Below are 23389 nucleotides of genomic sequence, written 5' to 3' on the forward strand. Positions count from 1 at the left end.
GGATGAATGAAGCATATGGCAAACAGATGATGATTATAAGAAAAAGCACCGTGGAACCCATCATTGGAAACCTTATTGAATACCTGGGCATGCGGAAAGTCAACACCATTGGGATAAAACTGGCCAATAAATGTATGATAATGGCTGGGATCGCATATAATCTCAAGAAACTAATAAAATACGGCGGAAAATGCTTTTGGGATGCGTTATTAAGTCTGTTATCGCCACGATTTGTTTTCTCACTTTAATGAATCTAAGGTTAACATAAATCGTCAGACTGGAATTGTAATTCCTAAACGCTTCGTTGTGCAACAGCCACGTTTCGCCTGGCCATATACTATTTAAGCGTTCCGCTTAAATACCTGGACCGGGTTGTGGTCAGGTGAAACATGGCAGAGTGAATTAGGAAGGTCTTTTAAAAATTAGTTTGAGCGGAACGCTTAAATTGTTATGCATCCAGGCGGCACGCCTGGATGGGCGGGGTGTCAAATATTATTAAAAAGAAAAAGCCCTCAGAAATTAATCTGAAGGCTTTTTAATGTGGGAGCTACTGGGTTCGAACCAGTGACCCTCTGCTTGTAAGGCAGATGCTCTGAACCAGCTGAGCTAAGCTCCCTTCGTTTTGGGATTGCAAATATAGAATCTCCGGGCAAATCTTCAAAAAAGAATTTTATTTATGTTGATTGAAATTTGTGGATGAATAAACATAAATAAAAAAGGGTTGGTAATCTGAATGTTAAGCTAAACACTCATTAAGCGGCGATAGTGAAATAAACCTACATTTGTATTAATTCATCAATTAGCCGTAACAATGGAACCATTGATTGCTTTATTCACCAAAAAGTTAGGATTGAATGTACATCATTTTGAAATGTTTTATGCTCAGCTAAAAGCCAAAAAGGTAGAAAAAAAGGAGCATTTGATTAACGAAGGTTCTGTTTGTGATTTTATTGGATTTTTATCATCGGGAACCTTAAGATCATACGTTAGGAATAATGATGAAGAGTTTAATAATGATTTTTATTTCGACAATGATTTTGTAAGCGCCTATACCAGTTTTTTAACGCGGATGCCAACCAATTGTAATATAGAGGCATTGACGGACAGTACTATCCATTATATCAGTCACGAAAAACTTAATAGATTAATTGAGCAGGACAGCGCTTTTCTTAAGCTTAGTAAATATATTTCTGATACTTACTTTATCAGGAAATGTAAACGGGAAACGTCTTTTTTAAAATACTCGGCATCAGAAAGATTGGAAAGGTTGTATACCCTTTATCCGGGAATAGAGCAGCGTGTTTCCCAATATCATATTGCTTCTTATTTAGGTATCAAGCCTGAGTCACTCAGCCGGATTAAACTCTTAACATACATCAATAAATAAAAAGATCATTAAGCTGAACTTCGTACTTCATTCATTACAAAATATTGAAGTATGCCAATAATCAATTTAAAAGTAAGCGGAAAGGAAAATTCCGCTTTAGCAAAAGAGCTTGCAAAAGAAATCAGTAGTATTACCAAAGATGTGTTAAATAAAAAGCCTGAAGTAACTGTGGTAACGGTATCCTTTGTGCCGGATGAACTGTGGTTTGTTAATTCCGCATCATTAGCCGAACTAAAAACAAACAGTTTCCATCTTGACATAAAGATTTCGGATTCCACTAACCTTAAAAGTGATAAAGCAAGCTACATTGCAGCTATTCATAACTCACTAAGCTCTCATCTTGGAATCATCCACCCTGTAAGTTATACCGCTATTAATGAAATGAAAGCAGATGCTTACGGGTACGAAGGGTTAACCATAGAGTATAAATACATTAATAACCAAAAGAAGTAAAAGGAGTATTGCTGGCTATTTATAGTCTGCATACCCAAATTGGTTTATGTCAATACCTTATCATCACTAATCACAAAATGAAAACGATAAAACTATTACCAATTGCGCTTCTGATAACCGTAAAGCAGTTATACGCGCAAACAACAAACAATAAAAAAGAAATAAGCATCCTGATAAATAAATACGCAAAAAGCGTAATTGAAAAGGATTCAACCACATTTTACGACTTGTTCAATGACGGCCCTGTTACGTGGTGTGCTGCGCTAAAGGATAGATCCCAAGCCCGGGAAGTAGCAAGAAAGGGTGCGGGGAGTAACTATTTTTCAGGAAGCTACAAGGGCTTTTTCAGGTCGCTGTTCCGTTATAAATCAACCGAAGATAAGTTTGATAATATTCAAATTGTTGAAGATGGAACCGTTGCATCAGTAACTATGGATTATAGTTTTTGGGCCGATAACAAAATGACTAATTGGGGCGGCAAATATTTGTTGTTAATTAAAAGAGATGGAAAGTGGAAGATTACCAGTGTTATTTTTTCGTTAGATCTCACTGGGTACTTTGAACAGCCACCCCTTAAAGAAAGGCAAAAAAGTTCTTTGCCCGGGGCCGTGCAATAGTTTATCCTGACTTGCAATTGTAGCGTTTTCTGCGAAAAGTTTTGGCCCGTTTGTCCCAGCTTGGCCCACACGGTGGTGTTAACTTTTTGATTTACAATGATTGCTTGTTTTTGTTGTATCGGGATGTCCCTTTGTGTTTCATGTTTTCGCGGGACAAAGTGGAGTTAAAAAGAAAAGCCTTACATCTCTGTAAGGCTTTTCTTTTTAAGTGGGAGTTACTGGGTTCGAACCAGTGACCCTCTGCTTGTAAGGCAGATGCTCTGAACCAGCTGAGCTAAACTCCCTTCGTTTTGGGACTGCAAATATAGAATCTCCTGGCAAATCTTCAAAATGAATTTTACTTTTTTTTAATTTATTTTTAACACTTCTTTAACTATCTTATAGTCAGTTAATTATAATGGTTGTGTTAAGGCTTATGAAGCTTTGTAGTGAAATAGTATTATTTATTTGTGTTTTTGGGAGGCTTATATCGCAATATTTTTATCGCCGCGGGGGTCATCTGGGAGTATTTCCATCTCTGGGTAGTCAACATACTCGGCATACCATTGTATTGCGCCCACCACATCCAGTGCATCATCGGGAGCTATGTTAATGGTTTCGAAGGCAAATAGTTTTCCGTTTGCATAGCCATAAAGCTGAATCTCATTACCATCAGGATCAAATGGCTCCTTATCGAGGCAAAAAACCCTTATTTTTAAGCCGGTGTCTCTTGAATGAATAACGTCTCTGCAAGGATTTTTTGGATCGGTTGCTAATAAATATACATTGTAATCCATAAAAGTATAACAATATTAAAGGATGATGGTTTCGTACAATGTTGTTTTACGGAATTATTGGCTTGTGGTTTTAGTTAAAGCAAAGTATATTTTCGGTAGATGAAATTTTTTCCGATATTTTTCATCGCAGTGTGTAAACTTTGCCCAATAATTGGAAAATAATTCCACAAATGAGACTAACTTGTGGTTAAATTTAAGAAATATTGTGCTTAATTAGCCTTTGCTAGGCTTGGCATTGCTTTTGAGTTAATATTAATGCCCTTCTCAAAGGGTTGTTTTTCATAGGTAGATGTAGGGCCGATTATACTGCGAGAGTATTTCGGCCTTTTTTCATTTATGAGCTTTTTTTATATTAAAATACGCAAGTTTATCCTAAACGGTTTTTGGTTATTGCTTAGTTAAGCCCTGTTTGCCAAAGCGGATCAAATCGTCAGCATTTACATAGCCAACTGTGCCTAAAACTGGTTTCCCCTGTGGGTTAAATATAATAAGTGTTGGGTAAGCCTGTAACTGCCATTGTTGTGCAAGGGCAGGGCCTTGTCCTTTTTCCATATCAATAGATACATTAATAAAATTGGCATTGAAAAAGGCAGCAGCTTTATCATCAGTAAAAGTTCTTTTCTTTAACATTTTGCAGGGGCCGCACCAGCTGGCATAGGCATCAACAAAAATATATTTTTTTTGCAGGCGGCCTTGCTTAAGTGCTTCATCAAATTGATCTTCAATAAAAATAATATGAGAAGCGTTTTTTGCCGGCATTGTTGGAACAACGCCAGACTTGTTGCCTGCGAAAAGCAGTGTGCCAACAAATGCAAACTGTATAAAGTATCTGTAAAATCCTGAATTAAATTTTGTTGTCATGTTAAATTAATAAAGCATAAAAATAGCATCCGTAAACTGTATTACAGTATACGGATGCTATTTAATTTGGTTATCGGCATATACCTAAACCTCTTTATTATCTGGGTTGATTTTGTGGCTGAGGTTTTTGCCGCTCCTGCTGTTGTTTTTGTTGCGCTGCGCGTTGTTGCGCAGCTTGCTGTTGCTGACGTTGTTGAGCCTGTTGCTGGGCGGCTTTCTGCTGAGCCTGCTGTTGCTGCTGACGCTGTTGTGCCTGTTGCTGTGCAGCTCTCTGCTGAGCTTGTTGTTGTGCGGCCTGTTGTTGGCGTTGTTGAGCCTGTTGTTGTGCAGCTCTCTGCTGAGCTTGTTGCTGAGCGGCTTGCTGCTGTTGGCGTTGTTGGGCCTGTTGTTGCGCCGCTTTTTGCTGAACCTGTTGTTGGGTAGCTTGCTGTTGTTGGCGCTGTTGAGTCTGTTGTTGCGCCGCTTTTTGCTGAACCTGTTGTTGGGTAGCTTGCTGTTGTTGGCGCTGTTGAGTCTGTTGTTGCGCCGCTTTTTGCTGAACCTGTTGTTGGGTAGCTTGCTGCTGTTGACGTTGTTGGGCCTGTTGTTGCGCCGCTTTTTGCTGAACCTGTTGTTGGGTAGCTTGCTGTTGTTGGCGCTGTTGAGTCTGTTGTTGCGCCGCTTTTTGCTGAACCTGTTGTTGGGTAGCTTGCTGTTGCTGGCGCTGTTGAGTAGCCTTTTGCTGCACCTGTTGTTCTTGCTGCTGTACCGCTTTTTGTTGCTGCTGAGGCTGTGGCGTTTTTAGCTGCTGCATACGTTGCTGCTGTTGTTGTGCGCGGGCATCTTTTTGTTGTTGCGCCGGGTTGCCTGGTTGTGGTTGTCGTACAGCAGTATTCGGTTGTCCGGGTCTTGCAGCCGGTTGTGCAGGCTGATTATTGGGTTTGGTATTATTTGGCCTGTTGTTTACCGGGTTTACACGTACAATTTTATTATCGGGTGTGGGCGCTTTTGCTGCACTGGCCAGCCTTGTAGCATTTGTACGGTTAAAAGTTGGTGCACCGCCTTTTGCTTGATATGCTATTGGCTGATTAGGGTGTTGTTGCTTATAAGCATTAGCATCAACAACCCTTGCAGGGCGCGCATTGGGGGCCTTATTAACCGCTGGTCTGTAAATATTTACGGTTTTGTTGTTTATAGTAACATTACCCGGCCTGTTAGAGTTGGTTATATTATAAACCGTAACATTTTGGCGGGTATACTGCCTTATTTCCTGCGGACGCGGGCCGGTAACGTAAGTAACATTATTTTGTACGTAGGTATTATTAATTATAGTGGTGTTGCGAATTATAGTTACCGATCTTGATGGCGGTACATAATAATTATAAATATTGGGGCGGTTTATGTAAGCCTGTGGTGCGCAAACCCAATAATTATCGGGTACCCGGTAACCACCGCCAATTGAAATGGCTATAGTTATGCCTGGTAATAAGGGTGCCCAGCCATAATATCCACCTCCATGTCTCCAGCTAACCCATGCCGGTGCCCATTCATGTCCAGGTATCCATTCCCAACCGTAATAATCATCATAGCGCCAGCGGCCGTAGTGAAAGGTGGCCCAACCCCATGGATAATCAGATACCCAAGTGTTTCCATAGTCGGTTACCACCCAGTGTCCGCGTGTGGCATATGGCCTGAAATCACCGTCAACATCCGGGATCCATACATTTCCATATTGCGGATCACTTACCCAGGTGCCATAGGGTTGTAAATTGTCATAAAAATCCTGATCGGATATATAATCGCCCTGTGCTTTAGTTTGTGGTGAAAGGGCCAATATCAATAGGAGAGCTAAAAAGCCTGATCCTATTATTCTCTTTATCGTTTTCATTTGAGATATACTGTGTTTACAGCCTGTAACAATTATTCTTTATTTTTAGATGTTAAATAACAACCATTTACATGTATGGATTGTTTCAATTTAATATGGTTTAATATTATTGATAATAAATACATTTAACATCCGATTATATTTTTTTACTCAATTGTTACACTACTATTTTTAAATTAAATAGTTTTACAAAAATTCTTAAGAACAATTATGAGCACTGTTAATATCCCAAGGCTTGACCTGAATTTTTATGTAAATGGAGATGAGGAGCAGCGAAAGCAATTTTCGGATGATATTGGAAAAGCATTTAATGAAACCGGTTTTGTAACGATAACCAATCATGGTTTGGATAAAAAGTTAATTGACAAACTTTATGAAGATGTTAAAGCGCTTTTTGCATTGCCTGATGAACTTAAACTAAAATATGAAAAGCCTGAACTTGCCGGACAGCGGGGCTATACCAGCAAAGGAAAAGAGACTGCCAAAGGATTTAAAGCTCCTGATTTAAAGGAGTTTTGGCAGATAGGTCAAACAGTAACTGACGGCGATCTGGTTAAAGATCAATATCCGGATAATTTGCTGGTTGATGAACTGCCTTCATTTAATTCAACCACTTTAGAAGTTTATAAAAAGCTGGAGTGGGCCGGTCAGCATTTGCTGCGCGCCATAGCGGTTTATTTAAACCTGCCTGAGAACTACTTCGATGATAAGGTTCATAACGGCAACTCTATTTTACGCACGCTGCATTATTTCCCGATAGAAAATCCTGAATTGCTGCCTGAAGATGCTGTACGTGCTGGTGCACATGAAGATATAAATCTCATTACCCTTTTAATTGGGGCCAGCGCCGACGGACTGGAGCTTTTAACCCGTGAAAATGAATGGTTTCCTGTAAAAGCTTATGGTGAGGACCTGGTGGTTAACGTTGGTGATATGCTGCAACGCTTAACCAACAATAAACTTAAATCAACAACTCACAGGGTGGTTAATCCCCCGCGCGAACTGATGAAATATTCACGTTATTCTGTGCCATTCTTTTTGCATCCTAAATCAGATATGGACCTAACCTGTTTACCATCGTGTATTGATGAAAATCATCCCAAACAATACACCGATGTTACTGCCGGAGAATACCTTGACGAAAGGTTAAGAGAAATAGGATTAAAGAAATAATTGATTATGTAGGGTGAAAGCTTTATAAAGAAAGTAAAAGACTACCCAGATTAAGCAAAAGAGCAAAGGTAAAAAGCTTCCTGAAACCAAAACTTTTACTTTTCACTGTTTACCTCTGCTTTCACCTTTCGCCTTAAAAATGTAAGTTTGCGCACATGGAACAAAATTTATTTGTTTACAATACTTTAACACGCAAAAAAGAAAAATTTGAACCGCTAAACCCGCCACATGTGGGTATGTACGTTTGCGGACCTACGGTTTACAGTGATGTTCACCTGGGTAATTGCCGTACTTATATATCTTTTGATTTAATATTCAGATACCTTACCCATTTGGGTTATAAGGTGCGTTATGTGCGCAATATTACCGATGCAGGCCACCTGGAAGGTGATGCCGGCGACGAGGGAGAAGACAAAATATCAAAAAAGGCAAGGGTAGCACAACTTGAGCCAATGGAAATTGTACAGAAGTACACTGTAGGTTTTCATGATGTGATGCAGATATTTAATATCCTGCCGCCAAGTATTGAACCAACCGCCACAGGGCATATTATTGAGCAAATTGAACTGGTAAAAGCCATTTTAGCGAAGGGCTATGCTTATGAGGTTGATGGCTCTGTATATTTTGATGTAGAGAAATATAACAAAACACAGGATTATGGTATTTTAAATGGCCGTAACCTGGAAGATTTGCTCAACAATACGCGCACACTGGGTGGGCAGGAAGAAAAACACGGCAAGCTTGATTTTGCCTTATGGATAAAAGCCAAGCCCGAACATATAATGAAGTGGCCTTCACCCTGGGGTGTTGGTTTTCCGGGATGGCATTTGGAATGTTCGGCCATGAGTAATAAATACCTGGGCGAACAATTTGATATCCATGGGGGAGGTATTGACCTTGTGCCAACACATCATACTAACGAGATAGCGCAAAACGTAGCTTCATGCGGAAAAAATCCGGCAACGTACTGGGTACACACCAATATGTTAACGGTTAATGGTCAAAAAATGTCGAAATCGTTAGGAAATAGTTTTTTGCCACATGAACTTTTTACTGGTGATCATTCCATTCTGAATAAAGGCTATAGCCCAATGACAGTGCGCTTTTTTATGCTACAGGCTAATTACCGCAGCACACTGGATTTTGGGAACGATGCGATGGAAGCTTCCGAAAAAGGTTTTAAACGCCTGATGAATTCGTTCGCTTTGATTGATAATTTAAAACCATCTGCAGAAAACGGTGTTGACATACAGCCATTGCTTGACCGCGCCTACGCTGCAATGAACGATGACTTTAATAGTCCGGTTTTAATAGCCGAACTTTTTGAAGCTTCTCGCATTGTGAATTCGGTTTATGATGGTAAGCTGAAAATTAACGCGGAGAACCTGGAGTTGTTGAAATTTATGATGAATACCTTTATTACTGATGTTTTAGGTTTAAAAAATGAACAATCAGGAAATGAGGATTTACCTAAAATATTAAACCTGATTGTTACGTTAAGGAATGAAGCAAAAATAAATCACGATTACGCTACTTCAGACAAAATAAGAAATGGCTTACAACAAATTGGCTTCCAGCTTAATGATAGCAAGGAAGGTACTAACTGGAGCAAAATTTAATAGCCTTATAGGCATTTAAATAACTGAATATTAATAAATTGATATGCATCTTCATAAAATAATGAAAAAATTACTTTTGTTAGCAATTGTATTAACAGGTATAAATAAAATAGCTCAGGCTCAAGCCCCAACTGGTGATGTAAACACAGTTGTTGATGCTGAAAAGAATTTTAATAAGCTTGTAGAACGTAAAGGTATAAAAGGCGGCTTTCTGACCGTTGCCGATCCGGGAGGCATTATATTTAAACCCAATGTGGTTAATATAACCGAATTTTATAACAGTATTGATAAACAGGCAGGTACACTATCAACCAAACCCAATTTTGCACGTATTTCTGTTAATGGCGATTTAGGTTTTACCGCCGGGCCTTATATTTATCAGAATGGCAATGACGATTCTGATAAAGTTTTTGGTGATTATGTTTCTGTATGGCGTGCAGATAATGATGGTAAGTTTAAATTATTGATAAACTTAGGCATACAACATCCTGAAGCTGAACAGGAAGCCCCGATTGATTTTAAAAACTCAGATCTTAAGCAAAGAGTTGCTTTAAGCAAAGATCCGTTTGGTGGTAAAAAAATAATTATGGCTACTGATAATTTATTTAATCACTCCCTAACGCTATCAACACTGGCTGCTTATAAAGAATTTTTAAGTGGCGAAGGACGGTATTACTTCCCTGGTTTTGAGCCTGTTGTTGGTCAGGATAAAATAATGAAGTTTATTGATAACGAAGCAATAAGCATTACTGCCACTACTACTGATGCAGGCCGTTCAACAAGTAATGATCTGGCTTATACTTACGGTAAGGCCCGTATCAAGAAAGGTGACATTGTGAGTGACTACAATTATGTACGTATTTGGGAAATAGATGCAACCCATAAATGGAATATTTTACTGGAAGTATTCTCCTCTGTTGAAAACGAGTAATCCATATAGAAATAAAAAAAAATCCGTGCAGGTCTGTTGATCGGCACGGATTTTTTGTTTTGAGAGGTTTATCCGGAGGTGATAATCTTTCAACAGTCTATAAATGTAGTAGTTGGAAAAATGCCTGTTTAAAGGGCGCGTTGGCGGATAGTAAAAGGTGAGGCAACGGATTTAGTTTCTTAAATTAATAGAATGTTGATAAGTTAATAACTATCCACATTTTCCGGGAAACCCTGATAACTGTTGCCCGTAAAAGAACATCAAGAAAAACAATAAATAGTTATGGCCGATCTGAATAAGTTTATGAGAACCAAAGACAAGCTTACAGAAACACTTAAAAATTTAATGCGCATTAAGACACACGATGAAAGAACTGATATGTATATCAGTCATCTTCAACAGTCAATTAATATTATTGACGAGAAAATAGCAGAGTTCGTAAAAAAAGAACTGGTTTAGTTAAAACCTGGTGATTAGGGATTAAAATATAGCTGATCCCTAATCACCATTACCACCTTCCTCCCAACACCACCATCTTATACCTTCGCCGCCTAACCACTTATCTCTAATCACAAACCTACTTCCCTCCCCCCAATTGTTAAATTCTTCCCTTTTTTAGTTAAAATTTGTTAACAGGTGTTAAATGCTGATGTGATGTAAAAAATTACATGGAAATTGGTTGTACAGATATTAATATCAATCAACCTTCACACATGAATAAACTTTACAAAACACCATGAATTACAAAAAAATAAACAATGCAGCAGGCTGGTTTTGCTTTGCTATTGCAACTATAACATACATTTTAACTTTAGAGCCTTCGGTAAGTTTTTGGGATTGCGGCGAATTCATCTCCTGTGCTTATCGCTTGCAGGTATCGCATCAGCCAGGTTATCCGCTCTTTGCCATGTTGGGTAAGGTATTTTCCCTGTTATCACTAGGCGATCATACCAAAGTGGCTTATTTTACCAATATGATGTCGGCCATTGCCAGTGGGGCAACTATTATGTTCCTGTATTGGACAATTACCGCGCTGGCCAAAAAACTGGTATTAAAAGGTGCAAACGAGTTTGCTGATAAAAATCAGCTGATGTTGGTTATTGGTGCAGGGCTGGTAGGTGCGCTGGCCTTCACCTTTACCGATACATTTTGGTTTTCAGCTGTGGAGACCATCGTATTTGCCTTATCGTCATTGTGTACCGCCATTGTTTTCTGGGCAATACTGAAATGGGAAGCACAGGCCGATGATGCCGGTGCCGATAAATGGATTGTTTTAATAGCTTATATCATTGGCCTTTCCATAGGTATCCACTTGCTTAATTTACTTACTATTCCTGCTGTTGCCATGGTTTATTATTTCCGCAGAAATAATAAAGCGGGCCTTAAAGGCGGTATAGTAGCTTTTTTAATCAGTATAGTAATATTGGGCCTGGTACAGTTTGGCATAAGGGGTTATACCGTTTACTTTGCTGCCTGGTTTGATTTCTTCTTTGTAAACTCACTGGGTATGGGTTTTGGTAGCGGTGCAATAGCCTTTTTACTTTTACTGGTGGCGTTGCTGGCAGGTGGAATATGGTACAGTATCCGCCATAAAAAGCCGATTTTAAACCTGGCGCTGGTATGCGTTACCTTTATTTACTTTGGCTACAGTTCCTTTGTTTATATCCCAATTAGGGCCTCCGCTAATACTGATCTGAATAACTCACATCCCGATAATGCTTTTACGTTATATGGATATCTTAACCGTATACAGTATGGGGAAACGCCACTTTTAAGCGGGCCGTATTTTGATGCTAAAATTACGGATGAAAAGGAGGGAGGCATTATTTACCGTAAAGGCGAAACCCGTTATGAAAACGCCGGTAAAAAGGTTGATTATGTTTATGATCACAATACTTTTTTGCCACGGATGTGGAGCACAGAATCAGACCCTTACTATGCACAAAATGTTCAGTTTTATAAAGGATGGTTGCAAATGGCCGATGGGCAGGCACCCACCTTTTCGGATAACCTAAAATGGTTGTTTAGCTGGCAGATGTACCAAATGTATGTGCGTTACTTTTTATGGAATTTTGTGGGCCGCTATAATGAAATAGACGGTCAGCAAAGTACCACAGATATTAATGGCAACTGGACGAGTGGTATTTTTGATGGTGGTAAACATCTGCCTAAATCGGTAGTGAACGGAACCAATTATGCGCCATTGTATACCTTGCCATTTGCTCTGGGTTTGCTTGGTGCTTTTTATCATTTTAAACGCAGAAAAAAAGATGCACTGATTATTGCCTTGCTTTTCTTTTTTACCGGGATAGCCATTGTTTTATATGTTAACCAAAACGCTGTTCAGCCGCGGGAGCGCGATTACTCTTATGTGGGCTCCTTTTATGCTTTTGCCATTTGGATGGGCCTTGGTGTATTGGCGCTTGCAGAGCTTGCCCGTATAAAACTGAATGCCCGCGTTGCTGCTATCGGCTCGTTCGCCTTATGTATGATAGCCGTTCCGGTTTTGCTGGCCTGCAAAGAATGGCGGGGACACGACAGGTCGACGAAGCTTATACCTCATGATATGGCTTACAATTACCTCATATCCTGCCCTGAAAATGCCATTTTATTTACCTATGGCGATAATGATACCTACTCGTTATGGTATGACCAGGAAGTGGAAGGGGTAAGACCAGATGTGCGTATAGTTTGTTTGAGTTTGTTTAGCGGTGACTGGTATATTCATCAGATGCAGGGGAAAATGAATGCTTCGGCACCATTGCCAATTACCATGCCTTATGATAAATATAAAGAAGGTGTACGTGATGTGTTGTATTTTAATGATGAGAAAATCCCCGGATCAGTAGAGGTAAAGGATGTGTTTGATTTCCTGACTTCGGATGATGCACGTACCAAGGTGGAGTATCAGAATGGCGATAAGCTGAACTTTTTGCCGACTAAAAACTTAAAATTAACCGTTAACGCAAGTGATGTGCTGAAAAACGGGGTAATTACCCCCGATCAGAAAAACAGGCTTGCTGATACTATGGAATGGAAATATCCATCAAACTATGTAACCAAGGATAATTTGGCTATGCTGGATATTGTAGCGCATAACGATTGGAAGAGGCCGATTTGCTTTACTTCGAGTATGAGCCCTTCAAGCATGATGGGATTGCAGCCGTATTTGTATAAAGAAGGTTTTGTTTATCACCTGATACCATTTAAACAGGATACCGCTGCCGATAATAACCGGATAACCAAAACCAATGCATTGGTTATGTATAATAACGTAGTGAACAAGTTTAAGTTCGGTAATTATAAAACTGCCCGTTTTTTAGATAATATAGCAACCACACAGTTTTACCTGAACATGGAAATCACCTTTAGTGATCTTACACAGGGCCTGATGCAGGAAGGTCACCGTGATTTGGCTTTGAAAGCTATCCATAAGTTTGATGAGCAAATGCCTGATATTAATCCGGATATTGATACCGCTGCTCAGAAATTCTTTTTGGCACAATCGGCCTATAAGCTAAATGACAAAGAGTTGGGCACTAAGTATTTTAAAAGCGTTGATAATTTTATAACCGATCAACTGGATTATAATTATAACCAACTACAGAGCAATAAAGAGGCTGTTGATACCCGCACAGTACAACTGGGCATGCAGCTATTAAACAGTATGGCCGATACTGCCAAAAATAACCAGCAGCCGGACCTAAGCAAACAATTGCTGGCTCAATTAAATAATTATGAGGGTAAGTTTGCAGGCCTGATGAGATAATGATTAAAGATTAGAAGATACTTTTCCTTTATTTTGTTACGGTGGGTAATGGTAAAGCATTGCCCACTTTTGTTTGTATAGTTTTTTAGCTGCGCCACGTGAACCTGGCACAGCTAAAGGTTAATTAAAAACAAGTTTAAATTCTTTATGTTATATTTAACAGATCCACTTTGGTGTCCGGCTCATTATTTTTTGATAGTAGGCAACTGGCGCATGAATGGCTACGTAAGTACTACAAATAAACACATATGCCATTTATAGCAGCAGTATCAAAAATAGACCTCCCTCATAAAACTAGTCAGCAAGAAGTAAAGAAACAAGCCCAGGATATGTTTTCGGTGAATTTTCCCGAGGCTAAACGTTTAATTTTTGCTTTCGATAATACAGAGATCATTACCCGTAACTTTTGCAAACCACTTAGTTACTATACCCAACCCAATACTTTTGAAGAACGGAATAACGAATACATCGCCAATACGCTGCAATATTCTGTTGAGGCTATTGAGGCTTGTGTGAAAAAAGCAGGCGTTAACAAAGAAGATATAACCGATATTTTGTTTGTATCAACCACCGGCCTGGCTACACCCAGTATGGATGCGCTGATCATAAATAAAATGCGACTAAATCCGCACATTAACCGGATACCAATATGGGGCCTGGGTTGTGGGGGAGGAGTATCAGGTATGGCCAAAGCCAATACGGTGGCTAAAGCTAATCCGGATGCAGTAGTATTGCTGGTAGCTGTTGAGCTTTGCTCATTAACCCTGATAAAAAGTGATTACAGCAAAAGTAATTTTATAGGATCGAGTTTATTTTCAGATGGTATTGCGGCTACTATAGTAAAGGGCGACAATCATCAAAATAATACGGGAGTGGGTTATGTTGCCTCAAGCAGTAAGCTGTATTATGATTCACTGGATGTTATGGGCTGGGATTTTCAGGATACCGGTTTTAAGGTGCTTTTTTCAAAAGATATCCCCACATTTATCAATGAACATATCGGTAATGATATTGATGTGTTTCTGCAAAAACATAATCTTCAGCTTAACGACATCAAAAACTTCATTTTCCATCCCGGAGGTAAAAAAGTACTGGACGCCTATAGCAGCGCACTGGCCGTTGATGGCGACTTTATGAAAAACACCCGCGAGGTAATGAATGGTTACGGCAATATGTCAAGCGCAACTGTACTGTACGTCTTAGAAAAATTTATGACCGAAGGCTTCGAACCCGGATATGGACTGATGCTGGCAATGGGGCCCGGATTTTCGAGCGAAATGGTTTTATTAGAAATTAAAGGTTAAAAGACGAAATCTAACTAAAAGCATGTACTTCATCATCTTTATTATATTCTTTATCCTGCAGCGCCTTTCAGAATTATTCATTGCACGCCGGAACGAAAAATGGCTGCTTTCACAAGGCGCTGTTCAATACGGGCAAGAGCATTATCCGTTTATGATAACACTGCACACTTTGTTTATTATCTCTATTATAGTTGAATACATTTTACGGCAGCAGCCACCTATTAGCTGGGTGTTTTTGGTGCTGTTTCTGTTGGTATTGTCGTTTAAATTCTGGGCCTTATCCTCACTGGGTAAATATTGGAATACCAAAATTTACCGGATACCAGGTGTGTATCCAGTAAAAAAGGGTCCATACAAGTTTTTAAAACACCCCAATTATATGGAGGTGGTTTGCGAAATCGCTATTATCCCCCTGGTTTTTCATTTGTATTATACGGCTATCCTTTTTACTGTTCTTAATGCTGCTATGCTTACAGTAAGGATTAAGGTAGAAAATAAGGTATGGAAAATGTAGTTCATAGTTGATGGTTCATAGTTCATGGGGTTGACTGTTATAAATGCTTAAGGTCGTAGTTAACAAGTAAAACTTCTGCCATGAACCATCAACCATGAACCATCAACTATTTACCTAATATCTCATCCACAATACCGAAGTCTTTGGCCTCATGTGCAATCATCCAAAAGTCGCGGTCGCATACGTCATGTACCCGTTGGTATTCCTGGTGGCAGTGTTTTACGTAAATTTCGTAAAGCTCTTTTTTTATTTTGAGGATCTCCCTGGCGGTAATTTCAATGTCTGAAGCTTGTCCCTGAACGCCGCCCAACGGCTGATGTAGCATCACTCTTGAATGATTCAAGGCGGCCCGTTTGCCTGGCGCTCCGGCACATAGGATAATAGAAGCAAAGGAAGCTGCCATGCCGGTGCAAATGGTCGCCACATCAGGCGAGATCAGTTGCATGGTATCGTAAATACCAAAACCTGCATAAACCGAGCCGCCCGGTGAGTTGATATAGATTTGGATATCCTTTTTAGGATCGGTGGATTGCAGGAATAGCAATTGCGCCTGGATAATATTAGCCACGTGATCGTCAATAGCCGTACCGAGGAAAATGATACGGTCCATCATCAACCTTGAAAAAACATCCATTTGCGAAATGTTCATCTGGCGCTCTTCCATAATATACGGGGTAATCCCCATGCTGATGTTGTTATTTGTTTGAGAAACAAACTGGTCAACAAAAGTTCCGGGCATACGGAGGTGGTTCACAGCATAGCTGCGAAATTCATTTGCATTAATATTCATAATGTTTAAGGGTTTATCTGTTCAGAAACAGGTTGCGTATTTTTTGTGCGAAATGCCGGTGCGGTGGCTCATTAAATAACTTTTGGTGCACTTCATCAATCTCGGCCTTCAGCTTTTTACGGCCATATTGTTGAATCAAGGTATGGGTGTTTTTTTGCCATTCTACCTTTTCAGATAAAGTATTGTCCAATATTAGCATGGCATCAAACAATAGTGCATCGCCAGTATTTGATGTGCCAAAAAGATGCTCATCGATCAGTTTGATCTCATTCAATGAAGTCCTCATAAGCCAATGATTTTTCTTTAATGGTTTCTCTTACTTTTTCCATGCATTTGTATTTCTGCACCGTTGCAGAGCGGATGCCCGAGTAGCCAAACAGTTCTGCAATGATATTCACTGGCAGATTATCATAATAAAAGGCTTTCAGTATTTCCATGCATCGGTGACCGGCCGTTTCCAGGTAATACATCAGTTTTGCAGAAGATGGTTGATGGTCGATAATTTCAACGGCATCGAAGCCAGCATCTAAATCTGTATGCAAAATATTTTCATTGAATTTTCTTACCCAAAGATGTTTGGCTATACCCAACAGATAAGCCTGCTCATTACTTTGAATGGTAATGGTGCCAATAGCTAGTTTTTCGTAGTAAATGACTAATGCATCCTGAAAAATGTCTTTTGCTTCATCAAAGGAGCCTCCCATTTTACTTACATATTTTGCCACTTTAGGGAAAGCTTTTTTATACATGCTTATAAAAAGCTGTTCCCTTTGTGCGGGTGTGCTGCCAAAATTGTTTTGCTGTGCCATAAAATCCGCTTTTTAATAACAAGTGCAAATAATTAACAAACTATCACCCGGAAAATTGTTTTTAATTTTTTAAACTGATGATGATCCATCAGCAAAAAAAATTAAACGGGTTTATTCAATATCATATTGAGCTTTAATATTCTTAATGAGATGTGATGTATATTCAAGCTGATCTTCAAGCATTTCACCATAGTTTTTTACTGCTATTGACATCAACCAGCTTTGATTATAAAAAGCATTAATCTTTTCCTTATCGGTAGTTATCAATACAGGAGTTGTTAGCGGATTTGATTTGAATTTGCTATACTCATTTAAATCAAAAACAGCACTTGCTGCATCGATTGATTTGGTTAGCGATGCATATAAATAATTCAATTGAATACCAGAGATGTTAATTCGTGATTCGTAGCCGGCAATACTATCGAGTACATTTTGATTGCGTATTAACCTGTAACCACCGGCGTTACGTAGTTGGATCAACGTTGCATCGTCGTTTTTAAAAGGATGAAATTCAAATAGATACTTGTGCGTATACAGATACAATGAATCCTGAACTTTTATATCTGTCAATTTTTCTTTAGGAATAGTACGAAGACTGTCAATTCCTCTCTTCTGTTTCTTATTGTAATTAATAATGGTCTTTAAATTTGTGGTATCAATGGCAAGGTCTTTAATCATACCGGTTATATATTCTTTTTCTTTTGAATGGTCAGATATATGTTCGCGGATATTTTCGGCAATAAAACCCATGGTGACTGCCAGAAATATCATTAAAAACTCTAATACATATTCTTTGAAATGTTTCTTTTTGCCGTGTGGCAATTCTGGGTGATGGTGCACTTCCATATTATTTTTATGTTGAAGTTATAAAGTTAATATTTGAATTTAATTTGCCTTTAAATATTTAAAGATCAATATGCCGCAGCATATGATAGCTAATGGGGAGATAATAGCGCTCATGGTTATAGCATGTATAATTGCTGTTGCACCGCCATTGGCCATCGCTCCAAAAATGGCAACGCCCATGGCGCCCGAAGCTTGTCTGCTGGTATTTAATACTGCCGATGCCGTACCCGAAAGCGTTTTATCTACGCTTGATAGTACACCTGTGGTCATGGCTGGTACGGCAAGCCCAATACCCATTGGGATAGCTAGAAACGGAATAAATAATAGCCAGTAAGGCGTATTGGCCCCGGCTATGAATAAACCTGTAAAACCAATAGTCACAATAGTTAAACCTGTGAGAATTGGAAAACGGATTCCGTATTTGCCGATCAGTTTGCCGCTTAATAAGTTTGATATAATAAAGCCTGCGGTGAGTGGTAAAAAGGCAAGCCCGGCATTTATAACCGAGTAATGCAGCACATTTTGCAGGTATAAGCTCAATATAAACACCGTACCATAATAGGTATTGTTCAAAATGGTACCCATTAAAACCAGCACATTGAAGTTTGACGACTTGAAAAGACTCAAGGGCAAAATAGGAGACTTTGCCTTTTTTTCAACATGGATAAACCATAGCAGCATGATTACGCTGAATATCAAACTGCCATATATTAAGGGATGTTTTATGCCATAGTCGTGCCACTCAATAATAGCACCGATAAGGGCTACAAGCGCCAGCATCCATATCAATTGCCCGGGAATATCAAAGCCACGGCCGAGCTGACGTTTGCTCCCTTTTAATTTGGTACTTAATATTATGCCTAACAGGCAAAGCGGCACGTTTACAAAAAAGATCATCCGCCAGGTACTCAAGTGTATGAGCAGGCCACCCAAAATTGGTCCGGCAGCTATAGAAACCCCTCCGGCGGCGGTCCAGAAGCCCACCGCACGTGCCCGTAATCCGTTATTATGGGCGTAGTTCTGATTCAGGATGGATAAAGAGCTGGGGATCATAACAGCTGAACCAATTCCCTGCAAAACTCTGAATAATATTAAACTGATCGGGTTCCATGATATGCCGCAGCACATGGATGCAATACCGAATATAATTAAGCCAATTTGGAAGATGCGTTTTGATCCCAGCAAGTCGCTCATTCCACCGGCAGAAAGCATCAGAGCTGCAAATGCAATGGTGTAGGCATCCACTATCCATTGCAAGGAGCTGATGCCGGTAGAAAATGATTTGGAGATTTGCGGTAAGGCGATATTAACGATAGATACATCCAGCTGCGATACTACAAAGCCAAGGCTGGTAACACCCACCACAAAACCAAAGGACAGTGGTTTGCCGGATGATAATTCATTAACTGAGTTTTTCATCTGATCATCTGCGTTTGTTGTACCCCAAACCCGGTAGTGGAAGCTCGAAAAAACAGGTAACGCATTATTTGTTTATTCATCTTCAAAGCTATTAAAATTGGGGAAATGGTTTGTCCTTCTCCTTCTTTTTTAATGTAAAATTTCCTTATGAAAGTTCGGTGTTTGTGGTTATTCCAAATAGTTTACCGTCAAAATACAGCTGTTTACCGACGTATTTTGATAGGTCGCCATATTCTGTTATTCATTAACACTAGCGATTACTAATTTTATATAAAAATTAAAAACCCGGTTTATGAATAACGCTTTCCAACAAACTGTCAATCCTGATGATTATGTTAGCTCAACTATGGTTTTCGGGGAAATGAAGAAATTTATCTATTCAAAAAACTTTAGGGGTGGGTTTGTTACCAACGTTTTTGGCCGCACAGAGCTTGATTTTAGCCAGGCAGATATACATGGATCGGTAACGATTGATATTTCACAAACTTTTGGCGAAACAATTATTAAAGTGCCTGCAGATTGGTTTATTATTACGCATCATGCCGCAATTTTTGCCGAAGTAACTGATAAAAGAACTGATACCCTTATGGCTGATAACAAAGAGAAAGTTTTAATACTTAAAGGTTATTCGGCATTTGGGGCGGTTAGTATTTTAAACTGCGCCTGATAAACGGCTGCTTATATTTACTTTACCCAATTTTATTTGCTCATATATTGGCTATAAGCCGTTTAAAATCCTATTTTTAGCCCCTCAAAAATGGCGTTAAGTGTGCCGGTTTTTGATGTTAAAAAATAAGGGGATGAAAGTTTTAAAATTTGGTGGTACATCGGTGGGCAGCCCTGAGCGGATGAAGAAACTGCTGGATATTATTGACGCTGCTGAAAGGCAGATTGTGGTATTATCAGCAGTATCAGGTACAACAAATAGTTTGGTAGAGATAGGGCAGGCTTATCTATCGGGCGATAAAAAAAAGGCGGCTGTTTTAATAGCAGCTTTAAAAGACAAGTACCAACTTTTTATAAAGGAACTTTTTGCCAAACCAGCATATTTGGAACAGGGTAAAGAAGTTATCGACTATCACTTCAACTTATTAAGTGGCTTTGCCAATGATCTTTTTACTTCAATTGAGGAAAAGGTGATTTTAGCACAGGGCGAGCTCTTATCTACCACTTTATACCATGTTTATCTTAAAGAAATAGGTATACCCTCGGTTTTATTAGCCGCGCTTGATTTTATGAAGATTGATGAGGATAATGAGCCGATAGTAGATTATATTACCAATCACATTACACCACTGCTTGATAAAGATCCGCACAATAACTTATTTATTACCCAGGGATACATTTGCCGCAATAGCTTTGGTGAAATTGACAACCTGCGCCGGGGAGGTAGTGACTATACTGCTTCGTTGATTGGGGCCGGTATCCGCAGTGAAGAAGTACAGATCTGGACCGATATTGACGGAATGCACAATAACGATCCGAGGATTGTGAAAGGTACACAGCCAATTGCCCGTCTTTCATTTGATGAAGCTGCCGAGCTGGCTTATTTTGGGGCCAAGATACTGCATCCCCAAAGTGTGTTCCCTGCCCGGAAATATAAGATTCCTGTTCGTTTGCTGAATACGATGGATCCAAAAGCTAAGGGTACATTGATTACTAATACAAGTGAGAAAGACCAGATAAAATCTATCGCGGCTAAAGATGGTATTACAGCTATCAAAATACAATCAAGCAGGATGCTGCTGGCTCATGGCTTTTTGCGCCGGGTGTTTGAGGTTTTTGAACGATACAAAACATCTATCGATATGATCACTACTTCAGAAGTGGCCGTGTCTTTAACTATTGATGATACTACTTACCTGAAGGAAATAGTCGAAGAACTAAATCGCCTGGGTTCGGTAGAGATTGATCAAAATCAAACCATTATTTGTGTGGTAGGTGATTTTGGTGCCGAAAAACACGGATACGCAGCCCGGGTGCTCGAAGCAGTAAAGCATATTCCGATCAGGATGATTTCCTATGGAGGCAGCGATCATAATATGTCCTTACTGGTTCAAACAACTGATAAAACAGAAATTTTAAGAAGCTTACATAATAGACTGTTTTAGATTTCAGAATTAATAAATAGAAAAATTAAAAAGAAGCCCCACCTAAATCCTCACCGGTAGGGAGGACTTAAAAAATGAACGCGGGCGAAGTCAAAAGTCTCCCCTACCGGGGGAGATTTAGAGGGGGCTCTCAGGACACTAAATAAAAAATAAATTAGACAAATGTTCAACACAAACACCATAAACCGTTTTCAGCAATTAGACACGCCTTTTTATTATTATGACCTTGATGCTTTGCGTAAAACTTTAGAGGCTTGCCGCACCGCGGCATCCAAATATGGTTTTCACGTGCATTATGCCATGAAGGCTAATTTTAATCCAAAGGTGTTGGATATTATTCAGTCTTACGGCTTTGGCGCCGATTGTGTAAGTGGTAATGAGGTTAAAGCTGCTATTGAACATGGTTTTGGAAAAGATAAAGTGGTATTTGCCGGTGTAGGAAAATCTGACAGGGAAATAAACCTGGCTTTAGATGCCGACATTTTTTGCTTTAATGTTGAATCGGTACAGGAATTATATATTATCAATGATCTGGCGAAAGCCAAATATAAAACAGCCAGTGTTGCTATCCGCATTAATCCCAATGTTGACGCACATACACACCATTTTATAACTACCGGCCTGGATGAAAATAAATTCGGCATTAACACCTGGCAGTTGCCTGATGTAATTAAGGCTTTAAAAGAATGCCCGAACCTTAAATTTTTAGGCATCCATTTTCATATCGGTTCGCAAATTACAGATATGGAGGTTTACAAAAACCTTTGTACCCGTATTAATGAAATGCAGGATTGGTTTAATGACCATGGTTTTGAAATAAAAGTTTTAAATACAGGTGGTGGCCTGGGTGTTGATTATTATAACCCTGATACCAATGGCATCAGCGATTTTGAAAGTTACTTTAAAGTATTCAGCCAGTTTTTAAATGTAAAGCCGGGTCAGGAGGTACACTTTGAGCTGGGCCGTGCACTGGTTGCGCAAAGTGCTTCTTTAATATCAAGGGTGTTATATGTTAAAAATGGGTTGAAGAAAAACTTCCTGGTGCTGGATGCCGGTATGACCGAACTGATTCGCCCTATGTTGTACCAGGCATATCATTTAATAGAGAATTTAAGCCAGACAGAAAGTGAAGAAACTGTTCACTACGATGTTGTTGGCCCGATATGCGAAAGCACAGATTGCTTCCAAAAAGATGTGGAGCTTCCGCAATCACACCGCGGCGATTTGTTCGCCATCCGCACCGCAGGTGCCTATGGCGAGGTAATGGCTTCTGGATATAACTTAAGAGACATAGTAGGAAGCGTTTATTCGGAATAGGTTAAAACTTATAACCAAACCGGATAAAAAAGTTTTCGCCAGCTTCAACCGTGCCGAAAAAATCTTTTACCTTAATAAAGTAACTCACTTTAGGGAAAATGCTGTTGAACATTTTTTCTGTAGATGTTTGGTTCGTAAAGTAAGTGGTGTTTAATTCATTGTATCCCACTGTTGTACCCAGAAACAGGCGTATGCCATGCTGAAAACCAACATCATTTATGTTGTGAAAATATACTTCTGAGGTTAAACCGATGGTGAACAGGTTAGTTCTTGGATCAACAAAATAACCTGGTTTGGTATTTAAGTATTGCCGGTAATCAGCGTACGAGCCAAATTCATGGCTATAAGCCATTTCCACACCTATGAATCTGAAATCGGTCCGGCCTGATGTAACAAAGGCATTGGCTGAAAATCGGCCGCCTACTGCTCCGAAAAATTTGTCGCTAAAATAATTTGGCGCATTATGATTTGACTGATCGCTTTGATAGTCGCCAAAAACCCCGAAAGCACCATAAGCCAGGTTGAAATTATTAAAAACATAACCCCGGCTCAGGTTAAATTGCCCGCTTACTAAAAAATCATTGTAATGTGTATTACTATTGGCGTATAAACCACCTGAAACATAATTGGCTGCTTTTGTAGTATCAAAAGAAGCAGGTTTGGGTTGATAGGCTATATCCTGGTGGTATAATGCCGGCTCGTATAAATGGGAGCAAGACGCAAATAATACAGCTATAAATAAAGTTAAACAGGTAAATTTTATATTCATAAGTTGATTTATATTGGCAATACAATATAGATAAATATTTGAGTAACAATTGATACT

Annotated in this window: 23 protein-coding genes and 2 tRNA genes; 14 read left to right on the forward strand and 11 right to left on the reverse strand. The window is 39.4% G+C overall.

Translation table 11 applies throughout. The annotated features are described in order from the left end of the window. A partial coding sequence (locus tag JN11_RS23185) for a transposase (protein WP_144915227.1) occupies positions 1-248 on the forward strand: 248 nt, incomplete at its 5' end. Between the two features lie 293 nt (positions 249-541). On the opposite strand, the gene JN11_RS23190 is transcribed toward JN11_RS23185, so the two are convergent. After that, positions 542-616 (reverse strand) — tRNA-Val (locus JN11_RS23190). A 195-nt stretch (positions 617-811) separates the two neighbouring features. On the opposite strand from JN11_RS23190, the gene JN11_RS23195 reads away from it, so the two are divergent. The 3 genes from JN11_RS23195 (at position 812) to JN11_RS23205 (ending at position 2457) form a co-directional block, all read left to right on the forward strand. Further along, positions 812-1387: a Crp/Fnr family transcriptional regulator gene (locus JN11_RS23195; RefSeq protein ID WP_144916569.1), complete on the forward strand. Its 576-nt coding sequence runs from the start codon at positions 812-814 to the stop codon at positions 1385-1387. Positions 1388-1438: 51 nt separating this feature from the next. Then, positions 1439-1840 carry a tautomerase family protein gene (locus JN11_RS23200; protein ID WP_144916571.1) on the forward strand — a complete coding sequence of 134 codons (402 nt, stop codon included), beginning with the start codon at positions 1439-1441 and terminating at the stop codon, positions 1838-1840. A 77-nt stretch (positions 1841-1917) separates the two neighbouring features. After that, the gene (locus tag JN11_RS23205) at positions 1918-2457 is read left to right on the forward strand and encodes a Cif family virulence factor (protein ID WP_144916572.1); all 540 of its coding nucleotides are present in this window, start codon (positions 1918-1920) and stop codon (positions 2455-2457) included. Between the two features lie 209 nt (positions 2458-2666). Here JN11_RS23205 and JN11_RS23210 read toward each other — a convergent pair. The 4 genes from JN11_RS23210 to JN11_RS23225 form a co-directional block, all read right to left on the reverse strand. After that, a tRNA-Val gene (locus JN11_RS23210) sits at positions 2667-2741 on the reverse strand. Positions 2742-2921: 180 nt separating this feature from the next. Continuing rightward, positions 2922-3233 (reverse strand): hypothetical protein, encoded by a 312-nt coding sequence (locus tag JN11_RS23215; protein ID WP_144916574.1) that lies wholly within the window; start codon positions 3231-3233, stop codon positions 2922-2924. Positions 3234-3620: 387 nt separating this feature from the next. Next, the gene (locus JN11_RS23220) at positions 3621-4094 is read right to left on the reverse strand and encodes a thioredoxin family protein (RefSeq protein ID WP_246139084.1); all 474 of its coding nucleotides are present in this window, start codon (positions 4092-4094) and stop codon (positions 3621-3623) included. Between the two features lie 97 nt (positions 4095-4191). Beyond that, positions 4192-5961 carry a DUF6600 domain-containing protein gene (locus JN11_RS23225; RefSeq protein WP_144916577.1) on the reverse strand — a complete coding sequence of 590 codons (1770 nt, stop codon included), beginning with the start codon at positions 5959-5961 and terminating at the stop codon, positions 4192-4194. Between the two features lie 210 nt (positions 5962-6171). On the opposite strand from JN11_RS23225, the gene JN11_RS23230 reads away from it, so the two are divergent. From JN11_RS23230 to JN11_RS23255, 7 genes are all read left to right on the forward strand, one after another. Further along, positions 6172-7134, forward strand: a complete 963-nt coding sequence (locus JN11_RS23230) for an isopenicillin N synthase family dioxygenase (RefSeq protein WP_144916578.1) — start codon at positions 6172-6174, stop codon at positions 7132-7134. 155 nt (positions 7135-7289) lie between these two features. Then, positions 7290-8753, forward strand: a complete 1464-nt coding sequence (cysS, locus tag JN11_RS23235) for a cysteine--tRNA ligase (protein WP_144916580.1) — start codon at positions 7290-7292, stop codon at positions 8751-8753. 61 nt (positions 8754-8814) lie between these two features. Then, positions 8815-9684, forward strand: coding sequence for a hypothetical protein (locus tag JN11_RS23240; RefSeq protein WP_144916582.1), 870 nt, complete (start codon positions 8815-8817; stop codon positions 9682-9684). A gap of 282 nt (positions 9685-9966) precedes the next feature. Then, entirely contained in the window at positions 9967-10143 is a 177-nt protein-coding gene (locus JN11_RS24570) for a hypothetical protein (RefSeq protein ID WP_170227839.1), read from the forward strand. Positions 10144-10420: 277 nt separating this feature from the next. Next, positions 10421-13453, forward strand: coding sequence for a glycosyltransferase family 117 protein (locus tag JN11_RS23245; RefSeq protein WP_144916584.1), 3033 nt, complete (start codon positions 10421-10423; stop codon positions 13451-13453). Between the two features lie 248 nt (positions 13454-13701). Then, positions 13702-14757 carry a type III polyketide synthase gene (locus tag JN11_RS23250; protein WP_144916585.1) on the forward strand — a complete coding sequence of 352 codons (1056 nt, stop codon included), beginning with the start codon at positions 13702-13704 and terminating at the stop codon, positions 14755-14757. A gap of 22 nt (positions 14758-14779) precedes the next feature. Continuing rightward, complete coding sequence (locus JN11_RS23255; RefSeq protein ID WP_144916587.1) at positions 14780-15271, forward strand: isoprenylcysteine carboxyl methyltransferase family protein; 492 nt, start codon at positions 14780-14782, stop codon at positions 15269-15271. Between the two features lie 106 nt (positions 15272-15377). Here the strand turns inward: JN11_RS23255 and JN11_RS23260 are convergent, their stop codons facing one another. The 5 genes from JN11_RS23260 to JN11_RS23280 form a co-directional block, all read right to left on the reverse strand. Continuing rightward, on the reverse strand, positions 15378-16061 hold the full coding sequence (locus JN11_RS23260) for an ATP-dependent Clp protease proteolytic subunit (RefSeq protein ID WP_144916589.1): 684 nt from the start codon (positions 16059-16061) through the stop codon (positions 15378-15380). A 13-nt stretch (positions 16062-16074) separates the two neighbouring features. Beyond that, positions 16075-16347: a hypothetical protein gene (locus tag JN11_RS23265; RefSeq protein WP_144916590.1), complete on the reverse strand. Its 273-nt coding sequence runs from the start codon at positions 16345-16347 to the stop codon at positions 16075-16077. Then, complete coding sequence (locus JN11_RS23270; protein WP_144916592.1) at positions 16328-16870, reverse strand: RNA polymerase sigma factor; 543 nt, start codon at positions 16868-16870, stop codon at positions 16328-16330. The genes JN11_RS23265 and JN11_RS23270 overlap by 20 nt, the downstream gene beginning before the upstream one ends. 111 nt (positions 16871-16981) lie before the next feature. Then, positions 16982-17716 (reverse strand): hypothetical protein, encoded by a 735-nt coding sequence (locus tag JN11_RS23275; RefSeq protein WP_144916594.1) that lies wholly within the window; start codon positions 17714-17716, stop codon positions 16982-16984. A 39-nt stretch (positions 17717-17755) separates the two neighbouring features. Continuing rightward, complete coding sequence (locus tag JN11_RS23280) at positions 17756-19135, reverse strand: MFS transporter (RefSeq protein WP_144916595.1); 1380 nt, start codon at positions 19133-19135, stop codon at positions 17756-17758. A 292-nt stretch (positions 19136-19427) separates the two neighbouring features. Here JN11_RS23280 and JN11_RS23285 point away from each other — a divergent pair, with 292 nt between their 5' ends. From JN11_RS23285 to lysA, 3 genes are all read left to right on the forward strand, one after another. Further along, positions 19428-19802 (forward strand): LiaF domain-containing protein, encoded by a 375-nt coding sequence (locus tag JN11_RS23285; RefSeq protein WP_144916597.1) that lies wholly within the window; start codon positions 19428-19430, stop codon positions 19800-19802. Between the two features lie 133 nt (positions 19803-19935). Beyond that, complete coding sequence (locus JN11_RS23290) at positions 19936-21246, forward strand: aspartate kinase (RefSeq protein WP_144916598.1); 1311 nt, start codon at positions 19936-19938, stop codon at positions 21244-21246. Between the two features lie 162 nt (positions 21247-21408). Next, the gene (gene lysA / locus JN11_RS23295) at positions 21409-22563 is read left to right on the forward strand and encodes a diaminopimelate decarboxylase (protein ID WP_144916600.1); all 1155 of its coding nucleotides are present in this window, start codon (positions 21409-21411) and stop codon (positions 22561-22563) included. A 1-nt stretch (position 22564) separates the two neighbouring features. On the opposite strand, the gene JN11_RS23300 is transcribed toward lysA, so the two are convergent. Then, complete coding sequence (locus JN11_RS23300; RefSeq protein WP_144916601.1) at positions 22565-23332, reverse strand: hypothetical protein; 768 nt, start codon at positions 23330-23332, stop codon at positions 22565-22567. Between the last annotated feature and the right edge of the window lie 57 nt (positions 23333-23389).

This window comes from Mucilaginibacter frigoritolerans, from assembly GCF_007830615.1.
Taxonomy (GTDB): domain Bacteria; phylum Bacteroidota; class Bacteroidia; order Sphingobacteriales; family Sphingobacteriaceae; genus Mucilaginibacter; species Mucilaginibacter frigoritolerans.

Bases quoted from the DNA above. Each gene is read 5' to 3' on its own strand.
- JN11_RS23255 (WP_144916587.1), top strand. From the start codon at position 14,780: ATGTACTTCATCATCTTTATTATATTCTTTATCCTGCAGCGCCTTTCA.
- lysA (WP_144916600.1), top strand. From the start codon at position 21,409: ATGTTCAACACAAACACCATAAACCGTTTTCAGCAATTAGACACGCCT.
- JN11_RS23290 (WP_144916598.1), top strand. From the start codon at position 19,936: ATGAAAGTTTTAAAATTTGGTGGTACATCGGTGGGCAGCCCTGAGCGG.
- JN11_RS23265 (WP_144916590.1), bottom strand. From the start codon at position 16,347: ATGAGGACTTCATTGAATGAGATCAAACTGATCGATGAGCATCTTTTT.
- JN11_RS23220 (WP_246139084.1), bottom strand. From the start codon at position 4,094: ATGACAACAAAATTTAATTCAGGATTTTACAGATACTTTATACAGTTT.
- JN11_RS23195 (WP_144916569.1), top strand. From the start codon at position 812: ATGGAACCATTGATTGCTTTATTCACCAAAAAGTTAGGATTGAATGTA.
- JN11_RS23215 (WP_144916574.1), bottom strand. From the start codon at position 3,233: ATGGATTACAATGTATATTTATTAGCAACCGATCCAAAAAATCCTTGC.
- JN11_RS23205 (WP_144916572.1), top strand. From the start codon at position 1,918: ATGAAAACGATAAAACTATTACCAATTGCGCTTCTGATAACCGTAAAG.
- JN11_RS23200 (WP_144916571.1), top strand. From the start codon at position 1,439: ATGCCAATAATCAATTTAAAAGTAAGCGGAAAGGAAAATTCCGCTTTA.
- JN11_RS23225 (WP_144916577.1), bottom strand. From the start codon at position 5,961: ATGAAAACGATAAAGAGAATAATAGGATCAGGCTTTTTAGCTCTCCTA.
- JN11_RS23300 (WP_144916601.1), bottom strand. From the start codon at position 23,332: ATGAATATAAAATTTACCTGTTTAACTTTATTTATAGCTGTATTATTT.
- JN11_RS23285 (WP_144916597.1), top strand. From the start codon at position 19,428: ATGAATAACGCTTTCCAACAAACTGTCAATCCTGATGATTATGTTAGC.
- JN11_RS24570 (WP_170227839.1), top strand. From the start codon at position 9,967: ATGGCCGATCTGAATAAGTTTATGAGAACCAAAGACAAGCTTACAGAA.
- JN11_RS23240 (WP_144916582.1), top strand. From the start codon at position 8,815: ATGAAAAAATTACTTTTGTTAGCAATTGTATTAACAGGTATAAATAAA.
- JN11_RS23230 (WP_144916578.1), top strand. From the start codon at position 6,172: ATGAGCACTGTTAATATCCCAAGGCTTGACCTGAATTTTTATGTAAAT.
- cysS (WP_144916580.1), top strand. From the start codon at position 7,290: ATGGAACAAAATTTATTTGTTTACAATACTTTAACACGCAAAAAAGAA.
- JN11_RS23275 (WP_144916594.1), bottom strand. From the start codon at position 17,716: ATGGAAGTGCACCATCACCCAGAATTGCCACACGGCAAAAAGAAACAT.
- JN11_RS23245 (WP_144916584.1), top strand. From the start codon at position 10,421: ATGAATTACAAAAAAATAAACAATGCAGCAGGCTGGTTTTGCTTTGCT.
- JN11_RS23270 (WP_144916592.1), bottom strand. From the start codon at position 16,870: ATGGCACAGCAAAACAATTTTGGCAGCACACCCGCACAAAGGGAACAG.
- JN11_RS23260 (WP_144916589.1), bottom strand. From the start codon at position 16,061: ATGAATATTAATGCAAATGAATTTCGCAGCTATGCTGTGAACCACCTC.
- JN11_RS23280 (WP_144916595.1), bottom strand. From the start codon at position 19,135: ATGAAAAACTCAGTTAATGAATTATCATCCGGCAAACCACTGTCCTTT.
- JN11_RS23250 (WP_144916585.1), top strand. From the start codon at position 13,702: ATGCCATTTATAGCAGCAGTATCAAAAATAGACCTCCCTCATAAAACT.